15 protein-coding genes and 1 pseudogene are annotated in these 26,446 nt (G+C 55.9%); 10 read left to right on the top strand and 6 right to left on the bottom strand.

Going from position 1 to position 26,446, the window contains the following annotated elements:
• Positions 1 to 120 precede the first annotated feature (120 nt).
• The 5 genes from QCBJ_RS08325 to QCBJ_RS08305 form a co-directional block, all read right to left on the bottom strand.
• On the bottom strand, positions 121 to 1,131 hold the full coding sequence (locus tag QCBJ_RS08325) for a LacI family DNA-binding transcriptional regulator (protein WP_102060519.1): 1,011 nt from the start codon (positions 1,129 to 1,131) through the stop codon (positions 121 to 123).
• Between the two features lie 60 nt (positions 1,132 to 1,191).
• The gene (locus QCBJ_RS08320) at positions 1,192 to 2,547 is read right to left on the bottom strand and encodes a cytochrome c (RefSeq protein ID WP_102060518.1); all 1,356 of its coding nucleotides are present in this window, start codon (positions 2,545 to 2,547) and stop codon (positions 1,192 to 1,194) included.
• The gene (locus QCBJ_RS08315; RefSeq protein ID WP_102060517.1) at positions 2,544 to 4,322 is read right to left on the bottom strand and encodes a GMC family oxidoreductase; all 1,779 of its coding nucleotides are present in this window, start codon (positions 4,320 to 4,322) and stop codon (positions 2,544 to 2,546) included. The genes QCBJ_RS08320 and QCBJ_RS08315 overlap by 4 nt, the downstream gene beginning before the upstream one ends.
• Before the next feature lie 82 nt (positions 4,323 to 4,404).
• On the bottom strand, positions 4,405 to 5,130 hold the full coding sequence (locus QCBJ_RS08310) for a gluconate 2-dehydrogenase subunit 3 family protein (RefSeq protein ID WP_102060516.1): 726 nt from the start codon (positions 5,128 to 5,130) through the stop codon (positions 4,405 to 4,407).
• Between the two features lie 676 nt (positions 5,131 to 5,806).
• Positions 5,807 to 6,097: a helix-turn-helix transcriptional regulator gene (locus QCBJ_RS08305; protein WP_102060515.1), complete on the bottom strand. Its 291-nt coding sequence runs from the start codon at positions 6,095 to 6,097 to the stop codon at positions 5,807 to 5,809.
• 84 nt (positions 6,098 to 6,181) lie between these two features.
• On the opposite strand from QCBJ_RS08305, the gene QCBJ_RS08300 reads away from it, so the two are divergent.
• The 10 genes and pseudogenes from QCBJ_RS08300 to QCBJ_RS08250 all read left to right on the top strand — a co-directional run bounded on the left by QCBJ_RS08300 (position 6,182) and on the right by QCBJ_RS08250 (position 24,771).
• Positions 6,182 to 6,709, top strand: coding sequence for a hypothetical protein (locus QCBJ_RS08300; protein ID WP_256581470.1), 528 nt, complete (start codon positions 6,182 to 6,184; stop codon positions 6,707 to 6,709).
• Between the two features lie 188 nt (positions 6,710 to 6,897).
• The gene (locus tag QCBJ_RS30125; RefSeq protein WP_158242093.1) at positions 6,898 to 7,071 is read left to right on the top strand and encodes a hypothetical protein; all 174 of its coding nucleotides are present in this window, start codon (positions 6,898 to 6,900) and stop codon (positions 7,069 to 7,071) included.
• Between the two features lie 363 nt (positions 7,072 to 7,434).
• Positions 7,435 to 7,854, top strand: coding sequence for a hypothetical protein (locus QCBJ_RS08295; RefSeq protein ID WP_102060513.1), 420 nt, complete (start codon positions 7,435 to 7,437; stop codon positions 7,852 to 7,854).
• A gap of 87 nt (positions 7,855 to 7,941) precedes the next feature.
• A pseudogene (locus QCBJ_RS08290) lies at positions 7,942 to 8,160 on the top strand (transposase domain-containing protein); the annotation flags it as partial.
• A gap of 106 nt (positions 8,161 to 8,266) precedes the next feature.
• The gene (locus QCBJ_RS30345) at positions 8,267 to 8,455 is read left to right on the top strand and encodes an AbrB family transcriptional regulator (protein ID WP_102060512.1); all 189 of its coding nucleotides are present in this window, start codon (positions 8,267 to 8,269) and stop codon (positions 8,453 to 8,455) included.
• 2,146 nt (positions 8,456 to 10,601) lie between these two features.
• Positions 10,602 to 14,555, top strand: coding sequence for a hypothetical protein (locus QCBJ_RS08270; protein ID WP_145994225.1), 3,954 nt, complete (start codon positions 10,602 to 10,604; stop codon positions 14,553 to 14,555).
• A gap of 92 nt (positions 14,556 to 14,647) precedes the next feature.
• Positions 14,648 to 16,696: an ATP-dependent endonuclease gene (locus tag QCBJ_RS08265; protein WP_102060510.1), complete on the top strand. Its 2,049-nt coding sequence runs from the start codon at positions 14,648 to 14,650 to the stop codon at positions 16,694 to 16,696.
• Positions 16,693 to 18,720, top strand: coding sequence for a UvrD-helicase domain-containing protein (locus QCBJ_RS08260; RefSeq protein ID WP_102060509.1), 2,028 nt, complete (start codon positions 16,693 to 16,695; stop codon positions 18,718 to 18,720). The genes QCBJ_RS08265 and QCBJ_RS08260 overlap by 4 nt, the downstream gene beginning before the upstream one ends.
• 683 nt (positions 18,721 to 19,403) lie before the next feature.
• Positions 19,404 to 23,474 carry a P-loop NTPase fold protein gene (locus QCBJ_RS08255; RefSeq protein WP_102060508.1) on the top strand — a complete coding sequence of 1,357 codons (4,071 nt, stop codon included), beginning with the start codon at positions 19,404 to 19,406 and terminating at the stop codon, positions 23,472 to 23,474.
• 193 nt (positions 23,475 to 23,667) lie between these two features.
• Positions 23,668 to 24,771, top strand: coding sequence for a hypothetical protein (locus tag QCBJ_RS08250; RefSeq protein WP_102060581.1), 1,104 nt, complete (start codon positions 23,668 to 23,670; stop codon positions 24,769 to 24,771).
• A 267-nt stretch (positions 24,772 to 25,038) separates the two neighbouring features.
• Here the strand turns inward: QCBJ_RS08250 and QCBJ_RS08245 are convergent, their stop codons facing one another.
• Complete coding sequence (locus tag QCBJ_RS08245; RefSeq protein ID WP_102060507.1) at positions 25,039 to 26,280, bottom strand: hypothetical protein; 1,242 nt, start codon at positions 26,278 to 26,280, stop codon at positions 25,039 to 25,041.
• Positions 26,281 to 26,446: the final 166 nt, after the last annotated feature.

The following is a 26,446-nucleotide window of genomic DNA, read 5'->3' as shown; positions in this document are numbered from 1 at the left end:
GCGCGTAGCCAGTGAGTGCGCAAATCACTCTAATTAATTGTATTACAATGTGTCAAAGTTATTGATTGGTTTGGGTGTGGCGCATTGACTGAAGCTGATGGCATAACGCGCATTGGGAGGTCAGAGGTTTTCGTCGATGACGATCTTCATCACCAGCGGGAGTACGGGTGGCGTATCAATTATCCCCTGCTGATGCAGCAGGTAATCGATACAGGCTTGCACCTGGCCTTCCGGGTCTTGGTCCAGCACCAGCGACATCACACCCTGGCGCAGCAGGCTTGCATGCAATGCGCTGGCCTCATGACCGATCCACACGGGGTGTGCATCTGCCTGGGCGAGGGCCGCCTGGATCCCCAACGATCCGCTGCCGGTGTCGTATAGTCCCGCCAAAGGTTGATCTGCAAGGCATTGCGCGACGGCTGCGCGGGTGAGTTCATCGTTGTCGAAGCACTCGATTGGGCCTATGACGCGCGTGTCGGGTGCATGTTGCGCCATCACGTCGATAAAGCCTTTGGCCCGCTCCTGGTGAGCAAAAAAATCCAGTGAGTTGACAACCAGCAGTACCACCCCGGGCCGCTGGCCGACCCACTGACTCATCAACCGTCCGGCGCTGCGCCCGGCGGCATGGTTGTCGATGCCGACATACACAGCACCTTGCACATCGGTGAGGTTGCTGGTGAGTAAAACGGTGGGCGTGCCGCCCTGCACGATGGCGTTTAATGCTTGGTGCACGGTGGGTGTATCGGGGGCGATCACGATCATGCCGTGGCGACGTGAGCGCGGTTTGCGCAGGGCGTCGAGCAGTTGCTGCGGTGAGCCCTCCGCCCAGCGTTGATGACGCAGGGTAAGGTGGGCGCTGAGGCGTTGGGCTTGGCGTTCGAAGGCTGCAGCCAGACGCTTGAAATGGTCGGTGGCGCTGTCGCTCAGCAACACATCGACAATCATCGGGCCGGTAAATGGCGCAGGCAGGCCCGGGCGGATGCCCAGGGCGCGTGCCACGGTCAGGACCTTGCGCCGTTTAACATCGGACACCTTGCCACGGTCATTGAGCACTCGGTCTACGGTGCTCAGGCTGACGCCCGCCAATTCTGCGACCTTCAACAGACCGTGACGCTTGAGTGTGCTGCTCATGCTAAGCACGCTTCCTGTGAGGGGTGGGCCTGTGAGTGTACCGGCAGGCCCTATACGGCGTCAGTGAGAGGTACCGTCCACGCTCAATTGCGCCGGCAATTTGCGCGCCTCGCGTACCTCGGCAACTTGATTGGCGGTCACCTCCGGCGCGGCATTACCCCAGCTGTTGCGGAGGTAGGAGAGTGTTGCCGCGATCTGTTGGTCCGACAGCTTCCATGCAAAGCTGGGCATTGCGCCGCTGGTGGGATTGTCGAGGGTCACCGCGCCGCGGCCGCCTTCCAGCACCGTGGTGATCAAGCTTCGCGCATTCTCAGCCTGGATACCGGGGTTATCGGCCAGGCTCGACGCCAGTTGATTGATCCCCTTGCCATCGCTGTTGTGGCACGCCGAGCAATTAGCCGAGTACACGTTGGCGCCTTGTTGCATCAATGGGGTACTCGCCTTGAGCGCCCGCGGGCTGCGGGTATCCGAACCGGGTAGGGTCTTGAGATAAGCGGCGATGGCGTACAGGTCTTCGTCGCGCATGTGCTGGGTCGAGTTGGTGACCGCTTCGGCCATCGGCCCGGACGCTACGGCCACGTGGTTGCTGCCGGTCTTTAGGTATTGCACCAGTTGCGCATCGCTCCAGCCGCCGATACCCACGTAGGGGTTGCCGGTAATTTCCGGTGCATGCCAGCCGGCCAGTTCGCCGCCTTGCAGGTACGCGCCACTCTTGTCACCGCCGAGGAAATTCTTCGGCGTATGGCAAGCCGCACAGTGCCCTAGGCCGTCGACCAGGTAGGCGCCGCGGTTGACCTGCTCGGTAGCGCCTGCCACCGGTTTGAACGTGGTGTTATCAAAGAACAGCAGGTTCCAACCCATCATCATCAGGCGGATGTTGAACGGGAAGGGCAGTTGATTGGACACGACTTCGTTATTCACCGCCGGCACTGTTTGCATGTAGGCCCAGAGGTCATGCATATCCTGGTCGCTGACTTTGACGTAGGCGTTATAGGGCATCGCCGGGTAGAGGTTCTCTCCGTGCCGGCCTTTGCCTTCACGCACCGCACGTGTGAACTCCTGCTCGGTCCAGGCACCAATGCCGGTATTTTTGTCGGAGGTGATGTTGCTGGCGAGCAACTTGCCGAACGGCGTTTCCAGTGCATAGCCTCCAGCAAAAGGTTTTCCATGACGGGGATCGGTATGGCAGGCCGCGCAGTCCCCGGCGATGGCCACGTAACGGCCACGCGCTACGGCGAGGTCTTCCTGTTGCTGGGTGCTTGGCGCCTTGATCCCGGCACTGTGGTCGGCCTGTTGCCCTGGCTGGGCAATGCTGTCCGCTGCATCGGCAACGCTGAATGCACCGTACAGGCCAATGGCCGAGCCCAGGGACAACACGGCAGTGGCTGTCAGGGCCATGCGAAGACGCGTGTTCATGCTGGCATCTCCACCAGTGGGCCGGGTTTGGCCAGGTATTGATCGATGATCGCCTTGGCAGTCCACAGGCTCAGAGCACCGATGGTCGAGGTGGGGTTGTAGCCGGCGTTGTTGGGGAACGACGAGGCGCCCAGCACAAATACGTTGTGCACATCCCAGCTCTGCTGATAGCGGTTGAGTACGCTGGTTTTCGGGTCCAGGCCCATGACCGCTCCACCGATGGTGTGGTCACTGGACGGTAAGTACGGCCCGTAGTTGACTGCGGCGGCATCAAAGCCGTTAACGATTTTCGCGCCCATGGCCTTGCCGATTTCTACAGCTTTTCCTTCGGTGAAACGGGCCATGCGCCGATCGTTTTCGTTGTAGTCAAATGTAACGCGAATCAACGGGTCACCGTTGGCGTCGTGGTACTCCGGATCCAGATCCAGATAGCACTCGTCGTGGGAAAAACTGGTGCCCTGGTTGAAGATGAACGTGCCGTTCTGGAAGGCATGGTTATAGGCCTTTTTCCATTCGCTGCCCCAGCGTGGCGTGCCTGGCGGCACGGCGTCGGCGTTACCGATGGGGCGTGCGCCACGGGCGACCACGAGGATTCCGGCCCCGCCGATAAAGTCCTTGCCGGTGTGGTCGAAGTTGTCGCCGTTATAGTCGTCGACCTGGGCGGAGAGGGCGCCTGCGCCAATGTACTGATTGAGTTGTTCGTCCTCGAAAAACAGATTGGCACCGGACACGGTCTGGAAGCTGTAGGCTCGGCCCACGACCCCGGTGCGCGTTTCGGGATCGTAGGGTTTGCCGATTTTCGAGAGCAACAGCAAGCGTACGTTTTGCATCTGGAAGGCAGAGAAAACGACGATGTCTGCCGGTTGCTCCCACTCCATCTTATTACGGTCCAGGTAGCTCACACCGGTGGCGGTTTTTCCGTCTGCGGCGAGGTTGGCGCGCAGCACGGCCGACTCAGTCAGTACGGTAAAGTTGCTGCGTTGCATCAATGCTGGGATCACGCAGGCATTGGGGCTGGACTTGGAAAAGTTGCCGCAGCCGTAATACAGGCAGTAACCGCAGTAGGTGCAAGGCCCCATGCGCACTCCCAGCGGGTTGGTATAGGCCTGCGACGCCTGGCCGGCGGGTACCATGAACGGGTGCAGGCCAAGTTTTTTGGTGCCGGCAGTGAACAGGTCGGTCAGCCGAGTGGTCGCCAGTGGCGGCAGCGGGAATTCACTCTTGCGGTTGCCTTCAAAGATGTTCGCGCCGTCGATCTTCTCGCCATTCAACACGCCGGCCTTTCCCGATACGCCGGCGATCCGTTCGAAGCGCTCATAGAAGGGCTCCAGGTCGTCATAGGTGACGCCCCAGTCCTGCACGATCAGGCCCTTTTCAATCTGCTGCTTGCCGTAGCGCTTAAGGGTAAAGCTGTAAGGCTCGAAGTCGAACGGCAGGAAGCGCCACGCCATGCCGGCCCAGTGCGTACCTGAGCCGCCGACGTTGTAGCCCAACTCGTTCATGCTCCAGTCGCGGGTCGGCAGGGCAGTTTGCGAACGGTTGTTGCGGAACGTGGTGGTCTCGATGGCCGGCGGCAGCAGCATGCTGCGGCGGGTGTCCCAGCGCAGTTCGTCGGTGTCTACCGAGGGCGGAAAATCAGTGGCGGTTTCAAACCACGGACCACGCTCGATCGCGATGACATTCAGCCCGGCGCGGGTCAGTTCTTCGGCAATCAGCGAGCCGCACCAGCCGAGGCCGACAATCACTGCGTCGACTTTGGGGCGTACATTGGCCATTCAGGAATTCCTCTTCGTTACAGCGAATCACGGTCAGTCGGCGATGATGGCGAGGCCTCATCACTCAAGTGTTCTGGGGGGATCAGAGCGTGTTATCGATCAGGCTGGTGGGGATGATGTTGAGCTTCTGGCCCTTCTTGGCGATGACGTCACGGAAGTCATAGCGCGCCCCCGGGAAACCAAGCATTTTCCAGCTCGCCATGCCTTTGTTGCCGCCGTAGATCGGATCAGACAGGAAGCCTTCACGCACGTTGGCCAGCACCTGTTCGAAGATCTCCTTGGCGCCGTCGTCAAACTCGGAACCAACCTTGACCGCGGTTTTTTCGAAGCTGCGCAGCACCAGGTCCTGTTGCTCGCCTTGCAGTTGCAAAAAGGGTTTGCCGAACTGCGCCTGGCTGTATTCGTCAATCGCCACGAGCCCTTTGCGCCAGCGGTCGGCGGGGGTGAGTGCCGACTGCGTGCCTTGCTCGAACGTACCTTTGACGAAACGTCCCAGCCGATACAACGTGGCGCCCTTGCCGTAGTCACCGGCTAATTGGCGGTCGATAAACGTCGCGCAACCGGCTTCCTTGCCTCCGATCGACAGCTCGTCCGTTGGAATCAACCGTTCGGCAATCGCTTCGGTGGTCTGAAACTCATGTTGATTGAAGAACGCCAGGCCGCCCTGACGTACGCTGGGCAGCGCTGGTAGGCTGGCCGTGGCCGGTTCCCAGGGTTGGCCACCGGTAATTTCTTCGGCGCGTGCAACAGGTAATGTCGACGCAGCCGCCAGCGCGATGGCCGATGATAAGAAGTCTCTGCGCTGCATGGGGGTTCCTTAGAGGCTCAGGCACGTTTCCCATGCGCGCACGGCTGCGCCCGCAGGGCTTGGGGCCAGCGGCAATCACACGAACATGGGCGGCGCAAGAAGAACGAGCGTGGTGATTCAGAATGTTTCGAGTGGGGAGTTTAGGGTGCGTCAAATGACCGCGCTATTAAAACTTTTGACGTGGAACCCTCATAATATCGGAGGAAGAAAAGCGTCAATCTATTGATAAAACGATTGATTTTACGCAGTGGTGTGCGGGTTCTGAAGGGCAGTTCTAAGCGCGCACCTATCGGATGAAACTGGTTTCTTAGGCTCTCATGGGGGCGCTTTCTAGCCAACCTGCTTTAGCTGGTCGCGCGCTCGCGCTATAGATCGACAGGAGACCTACTTTTTCAACAGAATCGGCCGATTGCTGCCCATCGGGGCAGCACGCGAGAGGCTAAGACGGTACGTATCGGAAGTGTATTATGACAAACAGAAAAAAGCCGCAACTCTGCAGGATCTGCGCCCCCCTACCTATCTGACTGTTCCACTATCAGGCCTCTGGTGGACAGCACTTCAGACAGGCCAGAATGGTTCGAACCTATATTCGGCATCCCGCCCCTATGACCCTCGATTCCAGTTCGTGTCTTATAAAAAGCCCGTCGCATGCCGAAGCTCTGGTTCCGGCTTCTACCTAGGACTTGCGGAGCCGAGATGAAAGGGTTTCACGTCGGATACGCTCGAGCAACGAGTCTAAATCCGTATCAGGATCGAGGAGCAAAAAGCTCTCTAGAAGAAGGGTCAGTGGATGCACATCCATTCTGCCAGCAAGCTCTGATGCTTTCTCCAAAGTAACGTTCTTGAGACCTCGCTCAAGCGTGCTGAGGTATGTCCTACTGCTGACGATTCCAAAATCTTCTTGGGTCAAACCTTGGCGAATCCGTGTATTGCGCAACGCGATGGCAAACGCTTCTCGCAGCTCCATTTTGATTAATCCACAAAAGGAACTATGAGGCCTTCTTGAGCTCTATAGGACTACAATCTATAGTGTTCATTTGACGGAGTTTTTATGGCCGGAGTACAGATGAGTGCATGTCAGTTATCCGTCACAAAGAATGAGCGAAGTCCCTCAACAATGCTCATTGTCGCAGTGGCGAATGTCTCTGAGCCGGAGCTGGGTGTAGAAATTATCAAGCGCATTTCGGGCCAAAATCTGATCGATCTTTTCAACGAACTGGATCGGCCTGATTCCGATAAGGCTATCGTTGGTGTCCTGCTGGCAGTTCCTCCAGAATTTAACGGATCTCAGCGATGGATCGCTGAAAGTGTGTTTGATTTTGGCCGCGCCGAGCTAAGGGTAGCGGATGACACTTGCTTAGATACATACGCCTACCGGCTTGCTTCAAAGGCTGTATTCAGAGACAACGCAAGGGTCGACCCAGCAGATATATTAGGCTGGAGATCACTCTATGAAACGCCCAATGCGAATGGTGACGTTGATCCAGAGCTAGTCGCCCATCAAACCTGGTTATCTATCGTGATCACTCGAATGGTCAACGCGGTAAATCTACCTGATGCGGAGGAAGCCACTGAGTAGTTACTAACTCTTCATTGGTGCCGTAGGTCAATTCCAAAGGCGACCTTTTGAAAGCCAACGCGGGGAGGAGGGTACGGATACTTCCGTCTTTTGAACTCACAAACTTAACGCTAGTCATCTGCCGACGATAGGGTATTAAGAACGCGACGGCTACGCTCACCTCCCAACAGTATTCACGAGAGGCGCCCATGAAAGGAAGACATAAAGTCACAACCTCTAAGTGGTTTTTGAAGGCTAAACTTGAGGCCGATGCTCAGCGCATGATGGCAACTAGACCTAATGAAGCAGCTAATAGATTTCTTGATGCGGCATTGCAATTTGGAATCGAACATGAACCTATTGGGCGCCTTGCTGGTGGTTAGCATAAGCTATTATCGCCAGCTTAGGCTTGACCCAGATGCTGAAACATAACTGACCAAGGCCCCTACATCATGAACCGTACTAATGCTGAAAGGAATAATCCGGAGGCTTCTGCGGTTGGCCGATTTCCGCTGGTACCAAAGAACTTCGATGGTTCACTATCTGCCCTCCACTAACGCCAGGTGTGGGTCGAATCTGGGGTGCAATGGTTAGCGCACTGAATTTTGAGCACCTTGTGCATCGATTGTGGGGATAAGTTGAGGATAACCGGTCAGCTCATACTGGCCTGAACCCCCGTCTGCAAATCCGAAGGCACATGTCATTGACCTTGAGGAAATATATTATTGCTATGGGATGAGTACGCTATGGACACTACTTTGAGAATCGCCATGCTTGTAGAGGAAGGCAAGCAACGAATTATATCCTCCGGGGACTGGCTGATAGCTGCGGAATTGAGTGAGTTGACGGCTCAAACGGTTGATGAGCTAAAGACTAGAGTTTACAGCTTGATGGGTGAAGGTCGAATTTTTGCCATAAACTACGAAGGCGTCGATTACCTTCCTACATACGCTTTTGACGCCAACGGCGGCTACCAGCCAGTCCCAGTACTGAAGGCAGTCATTGAGATATTGGCGACGCGCAAAGATGCTTGGGGGATGGCTTTCTGGTTCGGCTCCTCAAATTCCTACCTCGGTGGAAGGCAGCCGAAAGAGGTGATACGAATTGACCCCGGCATAGTCCTGTATGCCGCGAGCGATGAAGTTCGTGGCATTTTTCATGGATGATAAGGCGCACCAAACCTACAACCTCAACTCGTCGAACGCGAGCGATAGCATCGACAGGGACGGGGCAGTCATGAGATTAGTCAGCGATGGGCTCTTGGACGCAAGAACTGGCTCTTTGCAGGATCGTTAGGCAGCAGCAAACGGGCGGCAGCGATCATGAGTTTGATCCAGTCTCCGCGCCTGAATGGTCACGATCCGTAGGCATATCTGAAGGATGTTCTTACGCGGCTGTCGACTCAGCGGGCGAGTGAGTTTAATCAGTTAATGCCGCATAAGTGGCAACCGGTTTCATCACGCAAGGCGTGATGCCCGGACGCTAAATTTTGATCTATATATCACAACGATAGACACAGGTATCCACGGAGGTAGGATATCGATTCAGTGAATCAGCCAAGTTAGGAGGGAGGGTCCAATGACTGAATCATTACGGACGACTGTAAAGTGCCAAGACCCAGGCGACGGAAGCGGGGACGTCATCATTGATCTCCCCCCAAAGGTCCTTGCAGCACTGAACGTGGGGCCCGGTGATTTGCTTAGCATCGAGTTGGCTAACGCCGCGATCGTGCTCAAAGGTATTCGCGATGCAAATACCATATCCTAAAGCGTATTCGACCCAATGCTGTCAGTCGAGCCTCCGGTCGATGTCGACCATGGGCTACCCGTTCATGGCGAGGAAATATCCGAATATATCCTGATCACTATAATTTATAGTGCGTCCGATATATTGGTATAAATCAGTTGATGTCAGATCTGTCGTATACGTTTAATCTGCCTATCTGTACACAATGTTTGAGGTGGGCATGGCAAGGGATCTGCTACCGGCCATTCGATCGCCACGGTCGCTGGACGATTGGTCGTCGGGCTCTCTGTGGGCTTCTGCAAGAAGGGCCTGGGCGTGACCTTCGAGGAAGTCGAAAACCTCCTCTTGGATATACCCGTTGTATTGCTTGCGCCAGCCCTTTGATACGACCCATTCTGGTCTAAGCACTGCATAGTCAGCTTACTCAAGAGGCTGCCGCGCACGTCGTAGTTGTCATTAACCACCTCAAGCAACGTGTCGCATCGTTGCAAATACTCGGTTTCTTCCCTCAGTTCGATTTCCAATGCCCGCTTGGCCATTTCCAACGTGAAGGCCACACACTCAGTCGCATCAGGCTTCTTTACCCGATAGCCTTCAACTCCATCGCATTGACCAAATGGGCGTACCCCACTAGATTTCCCATTTTTTCCGCTGTTGTTGGGTAGATTTTCTTAACCGCGCCAAGATTTTCTTAAAATGTGCGCCGAACGCTCAGAAAATATTAACCGAAAATTGTCGTGCAACCACTATTTTGGGCTCTCCGCTTATCTGCGGTAAACGTCCCGCAATCACACCTTGCCGCATTGCGCTTTCTAAACGACCTGGGCTTTGAACGGATTGGGACAACAGCTACGTTGGCGCATGGAAATCCTAGCGATAGGGGTGATCGCGTTCGCTTAAAAATACGCGGACACCACCGCACTTAATGCTGGAGTTCGGTAGATGACTTGGTCGGAAGGTTAAATGTATATAGCGAGACCCATGACTTTTCGGCACAGGTAGACCTCACAATTTCCGCCAATCCTCAAAGGCGGAAATCGGGCATAAGGAGGAGGGCAGCCATTGATCCTCAGCTGACCAGCTTCGAGCGACTGACGTGGCGGTGGTCTAGCAGCAGCAGTAGGTAGAGCGAGCACTCCTTCATGCACTCAAAGTCTTGAGGGGGACTGGGCGTGGAGTGTGAGAAATCACGATGAAATGCGGGTTTGATCATGTCAAAGCACATCGCAACACCTCTGGAAGGAGATCCAACGGTGGTATTACGATGAAGCCGGAAACCTCCGCACATGTCGGTGTACGATATCGTCTAAAATATTTCGGTCGAGAACGGAGCTAGCACCCAATGAGTGATGCATTGCCAACTACTTTGATATGCCGGGATCCAGGTGATAGCAGCGGGGACATCGTCATAGATCTCCCACCGAATATACTAGCGGCAATGGGCGTCGGTTTGGGTGATTTCTTAAGCATCGAGTTGGTCGACGGATCGATAGTGCTAAAGCCAATTCGTCGAATCAAAGCTGAAGGTCGGGTTGACTCAGATTGAGCAGGCCGGTAGCTCGCCCATCTGAATCTCAGGACGTTCGAGTAGCACTAAGATGGAAGGAAATATCCAAATGCAGGAACAATTCCGCAATTTAGATTTTTACTTCTCTGAAATTTCGATCTTCACTTCCGGGTACCGATGAACGGAACGAGTATGGGCAACGGCGTAGCATTGTACATGATTTAACTTATGGGCGATGTCAGATGTTCATAAGTAATTCCCATCCTTGTTCTTAGGGACTACAGGCCTAATCGAGTGGAAGATGTTCATCGATCTATGTTCATGGGGAGTTGGCCAGCCCCCGCGCGGCGTATTTCCGTAGATGCAATGTAGGAGCGCAATTACGGGGCTACCCGGCCGGCCGTCCTCGAACAATTACTGTAACCGCGCCTCGCGTAGATCGAGGACTGCAGCCAAACCCCACGCGTCAAGAGTAGTGGAGTCATCTGGCCATCCCGTATGATGGCCGCCCCCCTTGTCGCTCGGTGCCGCTTCGCAATGTCAATCGCCCCGCTTGATCGGCTTATCTCTATATCATCAAGCCCTGACGAGTACGCAGGCGCCCAGCGGCTAAGTGATCTGGCCGAGGCCCCCTATGTTGTATTGCTCGGCGCGCCTGGCATGGGCAAGACCGTGGCATTCGAGCATTTTGCGGAGCGAGCGGGTGCATCGTGCATTTCTGCCTTTTGGTTCCGCCGCAAAGATCTTTCCGATGCCACGATGGTGTTTATCGATGCTCTCGATGAAGTCCCCATACAGAACGCCATTGAGATTGCAAAGAGCTTAGAAGAGCTACCGGCGATGCGATGGCGAGTGAGTTGTCGAGCAGAGGACTGGAACGAAGGTGGAAAGCTCAGCAGAGCGTTCGGTCAGGGCTTGGCAGCCCTTGACGAGGCCCCCGTCGTGGCTCAGTTGCAACCGCTCAGTGAGGAGGAAGCGGTCGCCGTGCTCACGGCGTTTGGCTGCTCAGAGCCCATCAGGCTCCTCTCCACGCTGCAGGCGCTGCGATCGACGCCCTTCGTGTTATCCCCGCTGGGGCTGAAGTTTCTCATGAGTGTGAAGCCCGAACGGTTGCCGTCGCTCACCCGTTTCGAGCTGTACGAGTCCGGTGCACGCCATTTCGCTACGGAGCACAATCCCTCCAAGGCAGAAGGCCGACAAGGCGGCGAACCTGCGCCCGATGTCGTCCTAGACCATGCCGGGCGTGTCTTTCTTACCCTGCTCCTGGCTGGAAAGCATGGCTTGCAGCGATCTGGTCCCATCGCAGAGACCATGCTGTCGGTGCATGACGCGGGGCTTGACCCGGTCGCTCGCGAGACTGTCCTGGACACCGCGTTGTTCATGAAGAAGGGCGAGGACTTCCTGCCCTTTCATCGCAGCATCCAGGAGTTTCTGGCTGCGCGCTACCTGGCCCGCTTGGTGACAGGCGCCCTCGGGGGCGCAAGACTGCATATCGAACGCGCGGTTGCACTGTTGGTGTCGGTCGATGGGTTGCCATCTGAAGGTCTGAAGGCGCTGTACGCCTGGTTCACCTGTCACCTAGTCAACGAGGGCGCACTACACCACGCCCAACGGCTGGTCCAGCGCGACCCGGAAACGCTGTTACTGCATGGCGATGCGGCCACGCTTCCCGTCGCGTCGCGCGTCACCGTACTGCAGGAGGTTGGGGCACGCGATCCGTTTTTTCGCTGGACTCCGGAGCAGTGGGGACCGGTGCGGATCTGCTCCGTGGGACTTGTCTCCCCGGACCTTGTGCCGCTGGTGATTGAGCTGCTGCAAACAGAGGCGTCCACGCACCGACTCAGCATGTTGCTGGAGGCGTTGTCGACCGGGCCGGCGCTGGCATCCACCGCTGACGCCTGCTGGAGCGTCGCGTTACGCCAGAGTGACGTGCAATGGTGCCGCGAGCAGGCCATTGATGCCTGGCTACATAATGCGGCGACATCAGCGGATGACATTTGGAGGCGGATCGACGAGCTCTGTACCTCCGGGGAAGCGTCGCGCGGTCACTTGCGCAGCATCGCACAACTTTTTTGCGCGATCCCCGCGCAACAGTTGGTGGTCGGCGACGTGGAGCGGGTTCTGGCTAGCCTGCAAAGAGCCAATGATGCACTTCTTCCGCGGGCTGCGCCGGAAGATGGACGCATGGAGAGCACCTACGCGATCAGGGACATCGCCTGGCATGTGGCAGCAGATTTGTGGCGCCCCCTGATATTGGATGCACCGAAGCGCTGGCGGCTACAGGCAGGCGTGGGTGCCTTGGAGCACAAATTCGCCTCGGTGCTGTGCATTGCTGCCTTGTCCGGCGACGGCGTAACCGTGGATGAGTTCGCGCACATGATGGTCGCGACCGGTGTGATCACCGGGGCCGAGTCAACCTGCAAGAAGGCTGCCGGAGAATGGTTGATCGCTCGGTCCACCTCCGAGGAGGTGTTGCACGCGTTGCTTTTGATTGCGGACCAGGACGTAGCCGATAGCGGGTCGCTTGCCCTCGGACTGCTCGCGCTTGGCCTGAAGCCTAGCGAAACGCTGGTGCGCCTGATGCTGAACTCTGAGCCACTGATATCCAACGTCGGTTCAGCATACGTCGGCAGACAGGTGGGTATCTGGGCACTGGAACGAGGGGAGCCCGTACCGGCCTGGCTGATCCCGGTACTCCACGAGAGCCCGGGTGCTGCTGCTGACGCCGCCCTGCAATACGTACGGCTACAGGTCGAAGAAGAATCGGAGCGGCAAGCGCACCAACAGGATAGCATCGAGCAGTGGCTGGTCCGTCAAATAGCCGAATGGCAGTTGCAGTTACCCTCAGTGGTAGCAGGCAAGGTCGACGGGGCCTTCTACTGGGGGGCAGAAGTATATTGCGGTAGTCGCCCGATCACGAGTCGTCATGTAAGCGGGATAGAAGCGCTGCAGGAAGTGTTCGGTGAGCCGCTGGCTCAGTCCATCCTTGAAGGGCTCGCCCGTGTGTGGTCGAAAGGTGAGCATGAAGATGACCGCGGGGCTAGGGGGGCCATCACAGCTGCGTCTGCTTCCATTCACCTGGCGGGCGGGCGGGATTTCTCCGCGGAACCTGCGGGACGAATTCTCCAGGTCCTTTTCGCCACAGTGTCGATGCGGGATGCCTATCTCAAGGAACGCTTAGAGGCCTGCTGTATTGATCAACTCAATCGATCATTCATAGACGATCCTGCTTACTTTGGTCAGCTCGCTCATAAGCGGGACGCCAGTTGGAATGCACTTTTGTACAAGCTGGGAGAGCATCCAGCGTCGTCCAAGTTACATGCGTGGGCCGTGCAGGTGGCATTGGAGCAACCTGATACGCTGAGTGGAAGTCTTCTAGACAGCGTGCTTCGGCTGGCTGAACTTAATGTTGATGCACCAGCACTGACACCACTGTTGGCTGATGTGTTGTCCCATTGGTCGAACCAGGGCGACGGTACTGATGCTTTGATCACTGGCAGCGATCGGCGCTGCGCTGACCGCCTGCGCTGGGCATACTTTGCCGTCTGCCTGCAGTCGGATGTGTTCAGCAATGACTTCGTACATGCCCTGGATGAGGCGGAGGACGCTGCCATTCACCGTGTGATCTTCGACGGATACCCCAACTGTAGTTATTGGCGGACGCCGACGTCCACGCTGGCCGTCAGCCGCCTCCTGTTGAAGTTCCTGTTCCAGCGCACCCCTTTGATGCAGGGGCACTTTGAGCGCGTGTGGCCGGACACCGTAAAAGTATTGAAAGCCGTTTCGTTGTCGGATGAACCAGGCGTCGAGACGACCCTTTTGGAATTGCTCACGGACGCTGAAGGTACACGCTGGGTTGATACCATCAGGCACGAGCTTGAGCTCTACAGGCGAGATGTCCGATCGCAAACACAGAAGCTACTCTGCCCGACAGATCTGGCAAAGGTGCTCAGCGGCAGAGGCCCTATCAATGCGCAGGACCTGAAGGCCTTGGTGCTGTTGATCCTTGAGGAAGTCGCTGCCGAGTTGCAGCCGTCTCCACACAATCTGTGGAGGCTTTTTTGGGACAACAACAAGCCCAAAGTCGAGAACGATTGCCGAGACGTGCTGGCCGGCAAGCTTAGGGACAAACTTGGCTTTTTCGGTAGCTTCGAGGTGTCCCCTGAAGCGGCGTCATCCGGCGGAACGCGGGCGGACCTGCTTGTTACCCACGGTCCATTTACCGTGCCGGTCGAAGCCAAACGGACGAGCCATACACATCTCTGGTATGGGCATAGCGGTCAGCTTCAGACCTATACATTGGCGGACAGTACCGAAAGTCAAGGCATTTATGTGATCTTCTGGTTCGGCAAGGCGCTTAGCGTGACGCTGCCTCCGGCCGGCATAAAACCCGAAAAACCTGAAGCGTTGAAGATGGCACTGGAAGGTCTGCTGCCAGCCGAACTGGCTGCTACAACGTCAGTGGTGGTACTGGATGTCTCCAATGCCGCGCAGGCAGCGAAAGTGCGAAAGGACAGCGAGCTCAATAAGGCGAAAGCAACCAAGCCACGGGCCCCCAAAAAATCGAAAGCTGTGGCAGAACTACCCCAAGGAAGTGAAGGCAAAGGCACCTAAGAGGTGCCTATCTTGCTGAAGCCACTCGCTAAACCCCGCGTGCTACTGCGTGCGCGTATCGTGCCAAAACCTTTTGCGACAGGAAAACACGGATGTATTTGTCAGCGCTCACGATTCAGAATTTCCGGCAGTTTGGAGCTGGGCAGCAGGGGTTGGTAATTCGCTTCAACAAGGGCGTCACAGCGCTGGTAGGCGAGAACGATGCGGGCAAGTCGTCCGTAATTGACGCACTTCGGTTGGTGCTGCAGACCCGGGATGGGGAGTACGTACGCTTGCAGCCTGACGACTTCCATATCCCTGAGAATGGCCAGCAGGCCCATCAGATCAAGATCGTGGCAAAGTTCTCCTACCTGTCGACTGCCGACCAAGGTGCGCTGTCGGAGTACGTCACGTTCAACAAGCAAGAAGCTGTGGTCTACGTGCACTGGACTGCACGCCGACTAAATGACGACCAGTTGGCTCGTCGCTGGGTTGATATCGCGGTCCGTAGTGGCCATGACGGGGGAGGGCCAAGCTTGGACGTCAATGTGCGTCAGTTGCTAGCCGCCGCGTACCTGCGGCCGCTGCGCGATGCTGAGCGCGAGATGTCGCCTGGCCGTGGGTCTCGACTGTCCCAGGTGCTGAAAAACTTTCCTGACATTAAGCGCGGTGCTGATTTTAACGCTGACCAGCCTCTTGCAGACCTCGATCCTGCCAGCCTGAGCCTTGCGGGCTTGGCGGAGTATCTGCGTCATCTGGTCAACCTGCACGGGGGCGTGAAGAAGGCCCAGGACACGATCAACGATAACTACCTTTCCCACCTAGGGTTGGAGGGCGATGATCTGCATAGCCACATCAACTTTGTAGAGGGCGGGTCGGAGTCATCGCGCTTGCGCCAGATCCTTGAGCGCCTGGAACTCGGGCTATTAGATCAGCAATCTGGTGATGCGCAGGGTTCCTACGGACTCGGTTCCAACAACCTGCTGTTCATGGCCTGCGAGCTGCTACTTCTGGGTAGAGAGCCTGACGGGCTCCCTTTGCTGCTGATCGAGGAGCCGGAGGCGCACCTGCATCCTCAGCGGCAACTGCGGTTGATGGAGTTTTTGGAAGCGGCGGCTAAACCAATAGCATGCAAGCTTGAAGAGTCCAAACTGGAAGAAGCCAATCAGCAGCGTCCCGTGCAGGTCATCCTGACCACTCACAGCCCCAACCTGAGTTCCAAGATCGCATTGAATAACCTGGTGCTCATGCATCGGCACAAGGCCTACTCGCTCGCGGAGAAGCAAACTAACCTTGATGCCACCGATTACCGGTTTCTGGCGCGGTTCCTGGACGTCACCAAAGCTAACCTGTTCTTCGCGCGAGGTGTGCTCATCGTTGAGGGGGATGGGGAGGCGATCCTGCTGCCGGCACTGGCGAAGATCATGGGCCGGGATTTCACCAGGCACGGGGTTTCCGTGGTGAATGTGGGCGGTACCGGGCTCGGTCGATACTCCCGCATACTGCAACGGGCAACACCGGAGGAGGGTACGCTCAATATCCCCGTCGCCAGAGTCGCAGACATGGATGTGATGCCAGACTGCGCGCCGGCGATCCTGGGACTGGTGGACGATGACAATGATCCCAGGTGGAACGGGAAGCACCGTCGGTGGAAAGCCATGAGGCATTTCGGGGATGATGAGAAAACCCGTGATGAAGCCCTAGCGGCTCGTCGCACAAACCTCAAAAGCGACGATGCCCAGAACGTTCAAACCTTCGTCGCGAATCACTGGACGCTCGAATACGACATGGCATACGCGGGCCTGGCGAAGGAACTTTTGGTAGCTGCCAGGCTCGCGGCAAATGATGACGCGCTGAACATGGAGCGGAAAAAGGTCAACGAGGTCGTCCAGGCGGCAGAAGCAGAGTTTGAGCAGCTTCGCCAGTCAACTGACACCCATGCCCATCTCTGCTCACACATTTACAGCCTGTTCACGTCCAGGACTGCGTCCAAAGCCATCACTGCACAATACCTGGTCGACTTGTTGGAGGATTGCCTGCAGCGCCAGGTGCTCAGCCGCGAGCAGATTGTGGGTTGGCTGCCAGGGTATCTAACCGAGGCGATTACCTACGTGACAACGCGTCTCGAGTTAACTCAAGAACCGTCAGGAAATGGATCATGACCGCGTTTCGAGATTTGGTGTCCGAGATTACGGAGGATGACGTTGCTTGGGTCATTGAGCTCATGAAGCTCAAGGAGCTCGATGCGCCTCGAATCGAGTTCCTACGATCGCGTGAGACGCTGGATGTCTCCGCATGTCCTGGGAGCGGAAAAACGACGATGGTCGTCGCGAAGCTAGCTATTCTCGCGCGCAAGTGGACGAGCCGTACCCGCGGAATCTGCGTCTTATCCCATACGAATGTTGCGCGTCACGAAATCGAGCACCGGCTCGGGAACACCGAAATGGGACGGCGGCTGCTCAGCTACCCTCACTACATCGATACGATTCACGGCTTTGTCAGCCGATTCCTCGCCACGCCATGGCTGCTTTCTGCCGGTTTTCGTTTCACAGCTATCGATGATGAGCTGACGCATCGCATGCGCTTCAATTGCATGACGTTCGCTGAAAGAAAAAAAGTCCGTGGATATTTCGAGCGTAGCAATTTCAAAGCTGAGAGTCTCAGGCTGACCAGCACCGATTTCACCGACCCGCTCAAAGGCAATAACTTTCCCTGTGGTCCGGATGCTGACAGCTACAAAATCATGGCAGCCGCGATGGGTGAGGCCGCCAGGCGTGGTTACTTTTGCTATGACGAAATCTTCGTTCTGGGCAAGGCACAACTAACCGAACGACCGGGCGTTGGCGCATCTCTTCGGCACCGTTTCCCCTGTGTACTTGTTGATGAAATGCAGGACACGTCTGATCTTCAGAACGAATACCTCAGCACCATTTTCCCCCGGGGAGATGGGAGCATCTGCGTGACACGAGTAGGCGATCCCAACCAGGCTATTTTCGACTCTGATGCAAGCTCCCAAGGCAGCGATTTCCCAGATGTCGACCAATCGCTGGACATCGCCAGCAGCTTTCGATTCGACGAATCAATCGCGCTGCTCGCTAACCCTTTTGCGTTTCATCCCGTCGCGCAGGGCCTTAGAGGGCTTCGCGCGAGAGGGAATGAGCAACGGCTACCCCATACCATTTTCGTTTTCCCGGATGGAGATTGCGGCGAGGTGCTCGATGCTTATGGTCGCCACGTACTCAAGCACCTTCCTGTCGAGCTGCTTCAGAAAGCGACGATCACTGCTCTGGGCTTCACGCACAAGGACATCGACCCGGAAGACCAGGATGAGCATTACCCTAAGACAGTGGCGCATTACTGGGGGAAGTACGACCGCAACGCCGGCGGCTCAGGTTACAAGCCACCTACACTGGTGGAGCGACTACGTTTAGCTAGGCATCACCTTACCAAAGGGGAAACGGCGCATCAGGCGGTGGAGGAGATGGCTCGTGCGTTGATCCACCTGGCGAACCTGTCTGATCCTCGTATGAGGATCAAGCCCGGAGCGCGGCAGCACGTCCAGATACAACAGCTGTTGATCAAGCCAGATGATCTGGAGCAGTACCAAACCCTGGTAGTGGAGGCTTTGTTCAGCTCTGAAACGATCAGCCAGCGTCGCTGGAGGGTACTGGGACATCGCTTCTCATCACTTGCGAAGGTGCTCGCGGCTACCAACGAGCTATCGGAGGCTGGAAAGGACTATCTGGGTTGGGTTGAAAACGCTCAGGAGACTATCCAAGAGGAGATCGTCGCGCCGTCACTGAATACATATCGATGCGTGCACGAGCAAAGAACGGTCGACATCAAGCTTGGCTCCGTTCATTCGGCCAAGGGCCAAACACATACCGCGACACTGGTTCTGGAAACTTATAACTACGACCATGTACTCAACAGCCTGATGCCCTGGATGCTGGGGCAACAGTGTCATGGCGGAAAGTCTGTGAAGATTCGGCAGAGGAGGCGCCTTCTGGCGATGTATGTCGCCATGACTAGGCCAACACACCTGCTGTGTTTGGCGATAAGCAAGCGATCACTGGGAGAAGGTGAAGCGTTTGAGCAGAGTCGCCAGATGTTGATCGACCAAGGCTGGAACGTTCATCAGATCGTACCCAGAAGCACGGTCAATAGCGTTGATCCAACTGCGTGAAAACCTGCGTTTTTGGTAGCCTCCCATAACGTGGAAGTTATTCGTCTTGAATTTTTTCGACCAGTACCAGAGGCTATACTTTTGAGTTGTCAGGACTACAAGCTCAATCAAACGATGACGATGTTTTTTGATTGGGCTGTCATTGCCGCACTGCTTTTCGCGGGCCGTGTGTATGCGTCCGGGTAACACGCCTTCCTTGCTCCAACGTCTAGTTATTGCGCACAGGCCATAGCCACTTATTCTCCGCGCGCTGGAGTCCTAATAAAAAGCGAGTAGTAGGCCATCGGCTACACGCTAGCGATAAAGCCCAGTCAACAGGCCTTACCCAGTAAACGTCGCCAATACATCTTGGGGTGTCAAACGACCGCCTGAATGCTCTTCCTTCAAACTTACGCCGGTTGATCACGCCAGTGCGCAGCCCGCATAGCAGCAACATTGCGAAACGGTTCACGAAGACGACCAAGGGCGGGTATTCTCTCCACGGAGCCATCAGGCATATCAACGCATGTTGATTTGAGGCTACTAAGGGCCAGGCGATGACGGTCTTTGCGATATAGCTTTGATGCTCAGCACGAGTACATGCCCAATTGTGCACTGAGGGCAAAGTTGTACTGCTCTCCATCCTTCCAGTAGTCTTGGCTGATAGTGGCAGCCCGCCAGTAATACGTTGAAGGACGCAACGCATGCCTGAATCCTACAAGCCGATGCCGGCAGTGCTAGATCGACAAATCGAAAACGAAGCTCATGATGCATTTGGTCACAGGCATTTTTCCCAGGCACTCCAAAGCCTAATTGAGGCCGAACACTATAAGCCTCCGTTCAGTATTGGTTTGCTCGGCGGATGGGGTACCGGGAAAAGCTCTATCAAAGAGCTCTACACCCAAGGCCTCGCCGACGGCGCATCCGACGGCTCTGGTAAACCCTCGCGCAGATCTCGCATCAAGAGCATCACCTTTAATGCCTGGCGGTTCGGCGGGAAAGATCAGGACATTAAACGCGCGCTTCTGCGCCATGTTTTCATCGAGCTTGGGGGAGATGAACAGGCGCTTCATGACAAGCTTTTCCGCAACGTCACGCAGGTCGAGCATCAGTGGAAGGGATTTCCAGAGTACGCTCGTCAACTGTGGCGCGCGTGGTCGATGCCGTTACCTGCCTTCCTGGTGGCCATGGTACTGCTTTTCGGTTTGCTGTGGGTTGGGCTGGTGGTTCTCCCTTGGAGCGACCCCTATGTTCGATCGGCCTTCATCTTGGCAATCAGTGGAGCCTACAGCTATTTGCTTAAGAACCTGAAGCCATCCAAGGTTGACAGCTTCCGCTCGATCACCAAGGTTTCTCTTCCCAGTGCCAGCGCAGAACAGTACGAAGAGATGCTGCTCGAACAGTTGAAAGCGTTCAAGGAGCCCTCGGGGATATTTGGGAAAGCAGACCCTTGCGAGCGCCTGGTGATCTTTGTCGATGATCTGGATCGGCTCTCTGCAGAAGAAATGGTGCTCGGCCTCGACGCCGTTCGGGCGTTCATGGAGATCCCTTCGGAAAAGCTTCCGCATGGATTGGGCCTGGTGTTTGTGATCTCGTGTGATGAAGCAAAAGTTGCCGATGCGCTGGCGCGGGGCCGCGGCAAAAATCCTGAGCAGCCCGGTACCGTTTTCACGCATATGGACGCCCGTCGGTACCTTGACCGCATCTTCCAGTTTCGACTTGAAATCCCGCCAGTACCCCGGGGCGACATGAGGCAATTCGCGCTGAAGAATCTGCTGTCATTTACTGAGATTGTCAGCGACCTGAAGACTTCGGGCACCAGCCCGGAGCAAGTTATTGATCGGATGATCCACGTGAATGTCGCGGATCCTCGGAACGCTTTGCAAATCGTCAACGCTTTTGCACAGTCCTGGTGGTTGGCGAAACGTCGTGAATATGAGGGCAGTGCAGGGGAGCGGCCAGGCGGTCTGCACGAGGGATCGGTGACTGCCCACCCCATCTCCTTGGGTGCACTCAGTGCAGCACGGGTGAGCTTCCCGGACTTCTATCGCGATCTTCAGGATGACCCCTTGCTGCTCGGTCGACTGACCCTGTTGCTGGTGAATGAAGGTTCGCTCCTGGATCAACCAGTTGAGGCCCAAGCGTTACTGGGTAAGCGTTATGTAACCTTGGACAAGGACAGCAAGACAACGACCATTCGCGATGACTGTAGGGAGCTTCGTCAATTCCTGTCCAGCCTTGTTGGTATTCGTTGGCCGGACTCTCTTCAGAGTCTGCTTCTGCTGTCTGAAGATCCAATAAGTCGAAAATTTGGTGCTGGTACCAGCGTTCTCTACAACCTGCTGATGTCTGGCGATACTCGTGGTGTGGTTGAGCAACTGTCCACGCGCGCTGATAATGCCGCCCTAAGCGATGACCACGCTCACCTGCTCCACGAACTGGTCAGTGATCTGCACCTGGAGACGACTGCCCGCCGTCATAATGCAATGCGGGTAATCGCCAACCTCCTTGATCGCCTACCACCGCGGACAGTGCGTCTGATGCTGGGCAAACTGTGCAACGAGCTCACGGCGTCACTCGATCTCCGGTCAATGATTGGTCTGGACAGAATTGGCAACGTCGTATCAAGTGCCAATACTCAGGAACAACGCCAAATCGCCGCAGAGTTGATTGACGATCTACTCTCGACCAGCCAGACCATCGAATTTCGCCTTGAAACCATGCAGACTCCGAGCCTGGACGAAGCCCGGGTGATGGTTAGTAAGGCCTGTGACATCGTTCTCAGCGTCCGCGCAGAGCACGGACTGCCCGCTGCTCAGGAACGCAAGCTGATCGATTGGCTCAAGGTCAGAGATGTCAATCTCAGTGGCGGCTCCTACCAGTTCGAGTTCCAAGAGCTGGAGCGGTGGCTTGATGATCATGAAGCTATGCTGCTATCGATGTTGGGTACGGACTACGTGACACTTGTTGCCGACGAATTGGATGCAAACCGTGGCGAAGTGATGAAGTTGCCAGTGGTGGCAGGGCGAGTGGGTCGTCTGTTTGCCGAGTTGGTGTCCCAAGGTGAAGAGAGCAGATCCATTTTGTGGCCACTCGTGCTGAGATATTTGGCTCTACCGCGAATTGAGCTGCAGGCTTGCGCACTGACTGTGCTAGAGGCAGCACATCAAAGGGCTGACGCACAAACGCTTTCGGGATGCGTGATCGCGGTGGCGAAAAACCTTGTGGCTCATCCAAAACCTGAGATCGATTACCGTCGAGGGTTCCAATGGACAATGGCTATGGCTTCAGCTCGTTTTGGTGAGCTGACAACGGACGCACAATCGAATCTTGTTTTACTGTGCAACAACCTATCAACTGGAGAAGACTATCAAGTCGATGCGGTAGCGCTTTTCGAGCTAATCATCCAGCGTGCCCCTGAGCTTGCCGCCCAGGTCAGCACGAACTGGGTTGAGCGTTTGGCTGACGAACTGCCGATAGAATGCTGTCGCTCCCTGATGAAGGGCTTCGACAAATTGCCGGACGCGGTTCAAGTTCAGATCACTACTTATTTCGACTCCGGGTTTACCGCTCCGATGCCTGAAGGCTTTGGCGAGATTTACACGATGGCCTCCGAGGAAATTCCGAGTCAATCCTGGACTACTGGGAACCTGCAAGCACATCTTGATAGCGCGCTGAGCCGGCTGCCGTCATTCGTATCACGATCAGCCGATGATCTCGACAGCGTTATGGTCGGCCTTTCAAAGATCTACCTCAATGGGTCGCCGGCGACGATCGCAGCCTGTTTGCGAGATACGTTTTCTTCCGCTGGCAGCTACCCCGCTCAGAATAATCAGCTCCATCAGTATTTCGCACGGACATGGCCATCGGTCGAGCAGGTACATCCGGGCTACGTGCCCGACACGATTTTCACGGAGGCGATCAGCACCGGCAGGCGTAACCTCAAAGAAGCGAAGCGCGGTTTGCTGGCCTCACTTGACTCCATGATCACAGCCAAACGGGTACCCGCCGACCGTGAAGCCGAGCTCATAGAATTCGCCTGCCAGGTATGGCAAACCCATCCAGCCGAGGCGGAGCATTTCTTCACCACCGCCGCCAGGCCTCTTTCGCCAAGTCAGATTGTCCTGCTACCAACGCCCATCAGTTGGGATTCGGAGCAAGAGGTGGCGTGGTTGGCAGCAGCGTGGAAAAAGGCGGTATCGGTGCTGGATTTGCCGCAAAGTGTCGCATCGACATTAGAGGTGCTTGCGCTAGGGCATTCCGGCACTGTGGAGGCGCCCGACCAGGTGCTGTCGCTGTGGTCAAATTGCTTGGACAAGACGGCTTATCAAGTACTGGCGCAGACCCTCCTTACCGTCGAAGCCACCGACGATGGACGACGCCGACTCTGGCGCCAGATCACATCACTTGATCCAATGTCGTCGCCTCAAGAGCTCATTGAGCTTGGTATCCGGATATTGGCATTGGGAACTGCACCGGAAACTGCCAGCTCAGTTAACGACAATCTGGAGTCTTTCTGCGGCCGCCTGACCAACCAAGAGAGCAAACTCGCTACCGCCCATACCTTATTGGAAACGCTGCCGCGTTGCTCCTCGATCAAGATCAAGACAAACATGGCTCGTTTGTCCTATAGCCTCGGTACCCATGCAGCGTTGGCATCGGTCGACGCATCCACACTGAGCGAAGAGGACATGCAGATAATCTCAGACGCGTTTGGGAAGGGGCGTGAATTGACCAAACTGAAAAGCCGATTCGACAAGGCCTCAGAAGAATGACGAACAGCGTTATCAACGCTGGAGCGTGTCTCCGATGCAAATGACAGTTGGCAAGCTCGCCGACTACCTTGCTGCCACAGCGGAGGTTATCCACTTGCACAGAGGACGGTCTGGCATTCAGACCTGAATCGCTCCGGGCTTCGTGTGGGTTCTTGGCTGCGTGGTAGTTTTCAAAGAGAGGGGGAAAGTGGTGATGAACATCGAAGAGGTATTCAAACGCTGGAAGGCGACACTGGATCGGCGCTACGGGCAAGGTTTCCCAGCCGAGTTCGTTGAAAAAGCTCATGAGAACCTGTTGGATGCCTATGCGAGCTTTGATGCCAGTGGGTGCGCGGACTCTCAGTTTCTTACAGAACTGTGTTCTGCCAGCGCCAATAAGTCTGCCCAGCGCCTGGGCGAAATACTGCTATTTGAGCGTCTGAAGCATGCGGGCTATGACCCTAAGCCTTCGCCTAATAGCTGGGGGCCGGATTTCCTGATACAGCAGGATGGAAAGCAAATCTGTCTTGAGCTAATAACTCCGTCGACCGGCGACGACGTAAAAATTAATGAGCTTTTCACGTCTCATGATCCCCTGAATCCTTGCCCTAACGCCGCGACTGAGTTGCGGCAAAGGACACTGCTCAGAATGACTGCGGCGATTGCGGAGAAACTCGGCAAATACGAAGGGTACCTTAGGGATGGGGTGGTCGGCTCTCAGGATGTGCTTGTTATCGTGGTGAACGATGCCCTCCTATGTCCTGATGTATTCTTCTACGGAGTGAGTCACAACGCTGACGCGGGGGTAGGTGGCCAGTCGCTTGCTGAGCACGCTGTTTATGGCTTCGGTCACTCTATTTGGGAATCGGACAGCGAGGGTGGTAACTATGTTAGGAAGAGCACGTTCAGGGAGATCGTGGACAACCGTCCGGAACCTGCAAGAGATGCTAGTCCTCGTGGCCCAGTACCTGTGAGTCTATTCGGAACCCCCGTTCAACCGGAGGCTGCCGAAATCGCTCACCGCGCGTCAGTAATTTCTGCGGTGCTACAGGTGACCCTGAGGGAGGATTACGGTTTCATGATGCTTCTGCGCGAGAAGGCAGAGATTGAGGACCGGCTCGTTGAAGGCCTGTTGCGCCCAGGTGCTCTTGTTATCAATCCGCGAGCTGCAAACCCTCTGTACGTTTCCCTTCAGCAAGGCCTGATGAGAATCGTCGATGCTCCAGCTCTCTCTTTAAAGGAAGCATGGGATCTGAAAAATCGTGAGCTGAAACTGCTTTTCGGCGAAGGCTACAAAGAGCAGCCTTTCCCCGGCTAGAGCTGATAACAAAACTCAGATCCCAGGTTTTGCGGTGCGCTCGCCTTACGTAAACTGTAAGCGTCCGGCCAAGTTACCTTCCGAACTCCAGCATTAAGGCCGATGGTGTCCGCGTAAATCAGGTGGACACCATGGCCTTCAGCGTGGTTGGGAGGGGGGGTTGACCGGACGGGCAAGCTTCACCGACCGCCAGTGGAAGTACATCGACCAGTGAATCGCCCCGGGTTTTCTAGACATTCCCCGAGGCGCAAACAGCGCGCCGGCTGGCTAGCCGACGCCTAGATCCTGATTCCAGTCCATATAGGCCCGTGTGCCCATGAACTGAAGTCCAGTCTCTGTACCTACCACCTTCAGTGCTTGTTTGTAACCATAGAACGCGCCGAAGTCGTCTACTTCGGGAATCTTGTCAACGCCGTTGACTACAGCGGTATTCCCGCCGTACCTCAGCATGCGCGGGGCATACGGTATTGAACTGTCGGAGACGTACAGGATGGGAGGACATTGGTCTCGCGACGGCCTCCACGAGAAGTATGAATGAACTACGCCTGCAAGGACTTCACTCACCTGATCGTTTCTGGAGAAAAAAACGATGTAGGGGCGCCACCGACTCTCATGTTCACTCGCCACACCGAGGGAGAAGTTTCGTTCCTTCAACGCCCGAATCAAATCAAAAACGGTGTCTTTCGCTATTTTGGAAGACTCTTCTGGGCTGGTAGGCGCTTGCTTGGAAGCATCATCGCCTGCCCAGGCAGGCCATGAAAATTGTGGGGCAATGCGGTATGCCGCCTCGTTCACCGAATAAAACGGAATGACAGGGAAATTGCCGGAATCATGTACCTGCGAGCGTGATTTGGCGTTCTCATGGGCAGCTACTTCCAATCTATTTCCCCAGCCAATTCGCTGCAGTGCTGTGTCAAGTTCAGGAGGCAGCACATTGTTGATTGCATCGACCCAGCACCTCGCCGAGGTGCTCAGCGCTACGGGAAGATTACTCTCACGCAGGTCTAGCGAACGGAATCCTTCGAGTAGTTCTTCCATCCCGAGTTGCTGAACAGCGTCGAATATCAATGTGTCCTGGACAGTGGACGCTTCTGTTTCCACGAGTATGAGGCCAGGTAAGTTCATCAAACTCATTTGCTCAAGAAACAGAACCAGTGCAGGGAGTATCGAGTGATGTTGCTCGCCGGTGAAAACGACGGGACCGTTCTCGGTGTATTCCAGATTCAACCTGTAGAGTGCGTTGAGCACGCTTTGGTGTGTATCGTTGCGACCCAAAATTTTCCAGAAAGGGGCCTGTTTATCCATACCGAGTCGCTGGCCAAGTTTTTCGACCTCCGCCAACGAACGAAATCCTCGCGAAACGGCCACGGCATGCTGACAAACCTTGAGTGGGAACTCGGTTCCAAAGACGAGGGCAGAGTGCTTCTGAAGACGCTTGGCATCGCGTTTTAACGTCGAAACATTGCGTATGACAGACGAGGTAAGACTGCGAATCAAGGTGATCGCCATAGAGTTTCCCTTGGTGCTTTTCATAGGCACCTTTCGGTTCTGAAATTTGGCGCTGGATGAGGGGTTAGCTCATAAACGACAGCGCCTACAGTGTTGCTGTGCGTCCCTCCCGGGTTTCATGCGCCGCACTGGCACACCAACGACAGTAGCCGAACTTCCTGGGTGA

The organism is Pseudomonas sp. QC2 (genome assembly GCF_002859085.1).
In the GTDB taxonomy this organism is placed as follows: Bacteria; Pseudomonadota; Gammaproteobacteria; order Pseudomonadales; family Pseudomonadaceae; genus Aquipseudomonas; species Aquipseudomonas petroselini.
This window is presented reverse-complemented; position numbering and strand designations above follow the sequence as displayed.

Bases quoted from the DNA above. Each gene is read 5' to 3' on its own strand.
- QCBJ_RS08325 (WP_102060519.1), bottom strand. From the start codon at position 1,131: ATGAGCAGCACACTCAAGCGTCACGGTCTGTTGAAGGTCGCAGAATTG.
- QCBJ_RS08320 (WP_102060518.1), bottom strand. From the start codon at position 2,547: ATGAACACGCGTCTTCGCATGGCCCTGACAGCCACTGCCGTGTTGTCC.
- QCBJ_RS08315 (WP_102060517.1), bottom strand. From the start codon at position 4,322: ATGGCCAATGTACGCCCCAAAGTCGACGCAGTGATTGTCGGCCTCGGC.
- QCBJ_RS08310 (WP_102060516.1), bottom strand. From the start codon at position 5,130: ATGCAGCGCAGAGACTTCTTATCATCGGCCATCGCGCTGGCGGCTGCG.
- QCBJ_RS08305 (WP_102060515.1), bottom strand. From the start codon at position 6,097: ATGGAGCTGCGAGAAGCGTTTGCCATCGCGTTGCGCAATACACGGATT.
- QCBJ_RS08300 (WP_256581470.1), top strand. From the start codon at position 6,182: ATGGCCGGAGTACAGATGAGTGCATGTCAGTTATCCGTCACAAAGAAT.
- QCBJ_RS30125 (WP_158242093.1), top strand. From the start codon at position 6,898: ATGAAAGGAAGACATAAAGTCACAACCTCTAAGTGGTTTTTGAAGGCT.
- QCBJ_RS08295 (WP_102060513.1), top strand. From the start codon at position 7,435: ATGGACACTACTTTGAGAATCGCCATGCTTGTAGAGGAAGGCAAGCAA.
- QCBJ_RS30345 (WP_102060512.1), top strand. From the start codon at position 8,267: ATGACTGAATCATTACGGACGACTGTAAAGTGCCAAGACCCAGGCGAC.
- QCBJ_RS08270 (WP_145994225.1), top strand. From the start codon at position 10,602: ATGGGCAAGACCGTGGCATTCGAGCATTTTGCGGAGCGAGCGGGTGCA.
- QCBJ_RS08265 (WP_102060510.1), top strand. From the start codon at position 14,648: ATGTATTTGTCAGCGCTCACGATTCAGAATTTCCGGCAGTTTGGAGCT.
- QCBJ_RS08260 (WP_102060509.1), top strand. From the start codon at position 16,693: ATGACCGCGTTTCGAGATTTGGTGTCCGAGATTACGGAGGATGACGTT.
- QCBJ_RS08255 (WP_102060508.1), top strand. From the start codon at position 19,404: ATGCCTGAATCCTACAAGCCGATGCCGGCAGTGCTAGATCGACAAATC.
- QCBJ_RS08250 (WP_102060581.1), top strand. From the start codon at position 23,668: ATGAACATCGAAGAGGTATTCAAACGCTGGAAGGCGACACTGGATCGG.
- QCBJ_RS08245 (WP_102060507.1), bottom strand. From the start codon at position 26,280: ATGGCGATCACCTTGATTCGCAGTCTTACCTCGTCTGTCATACGCAAT.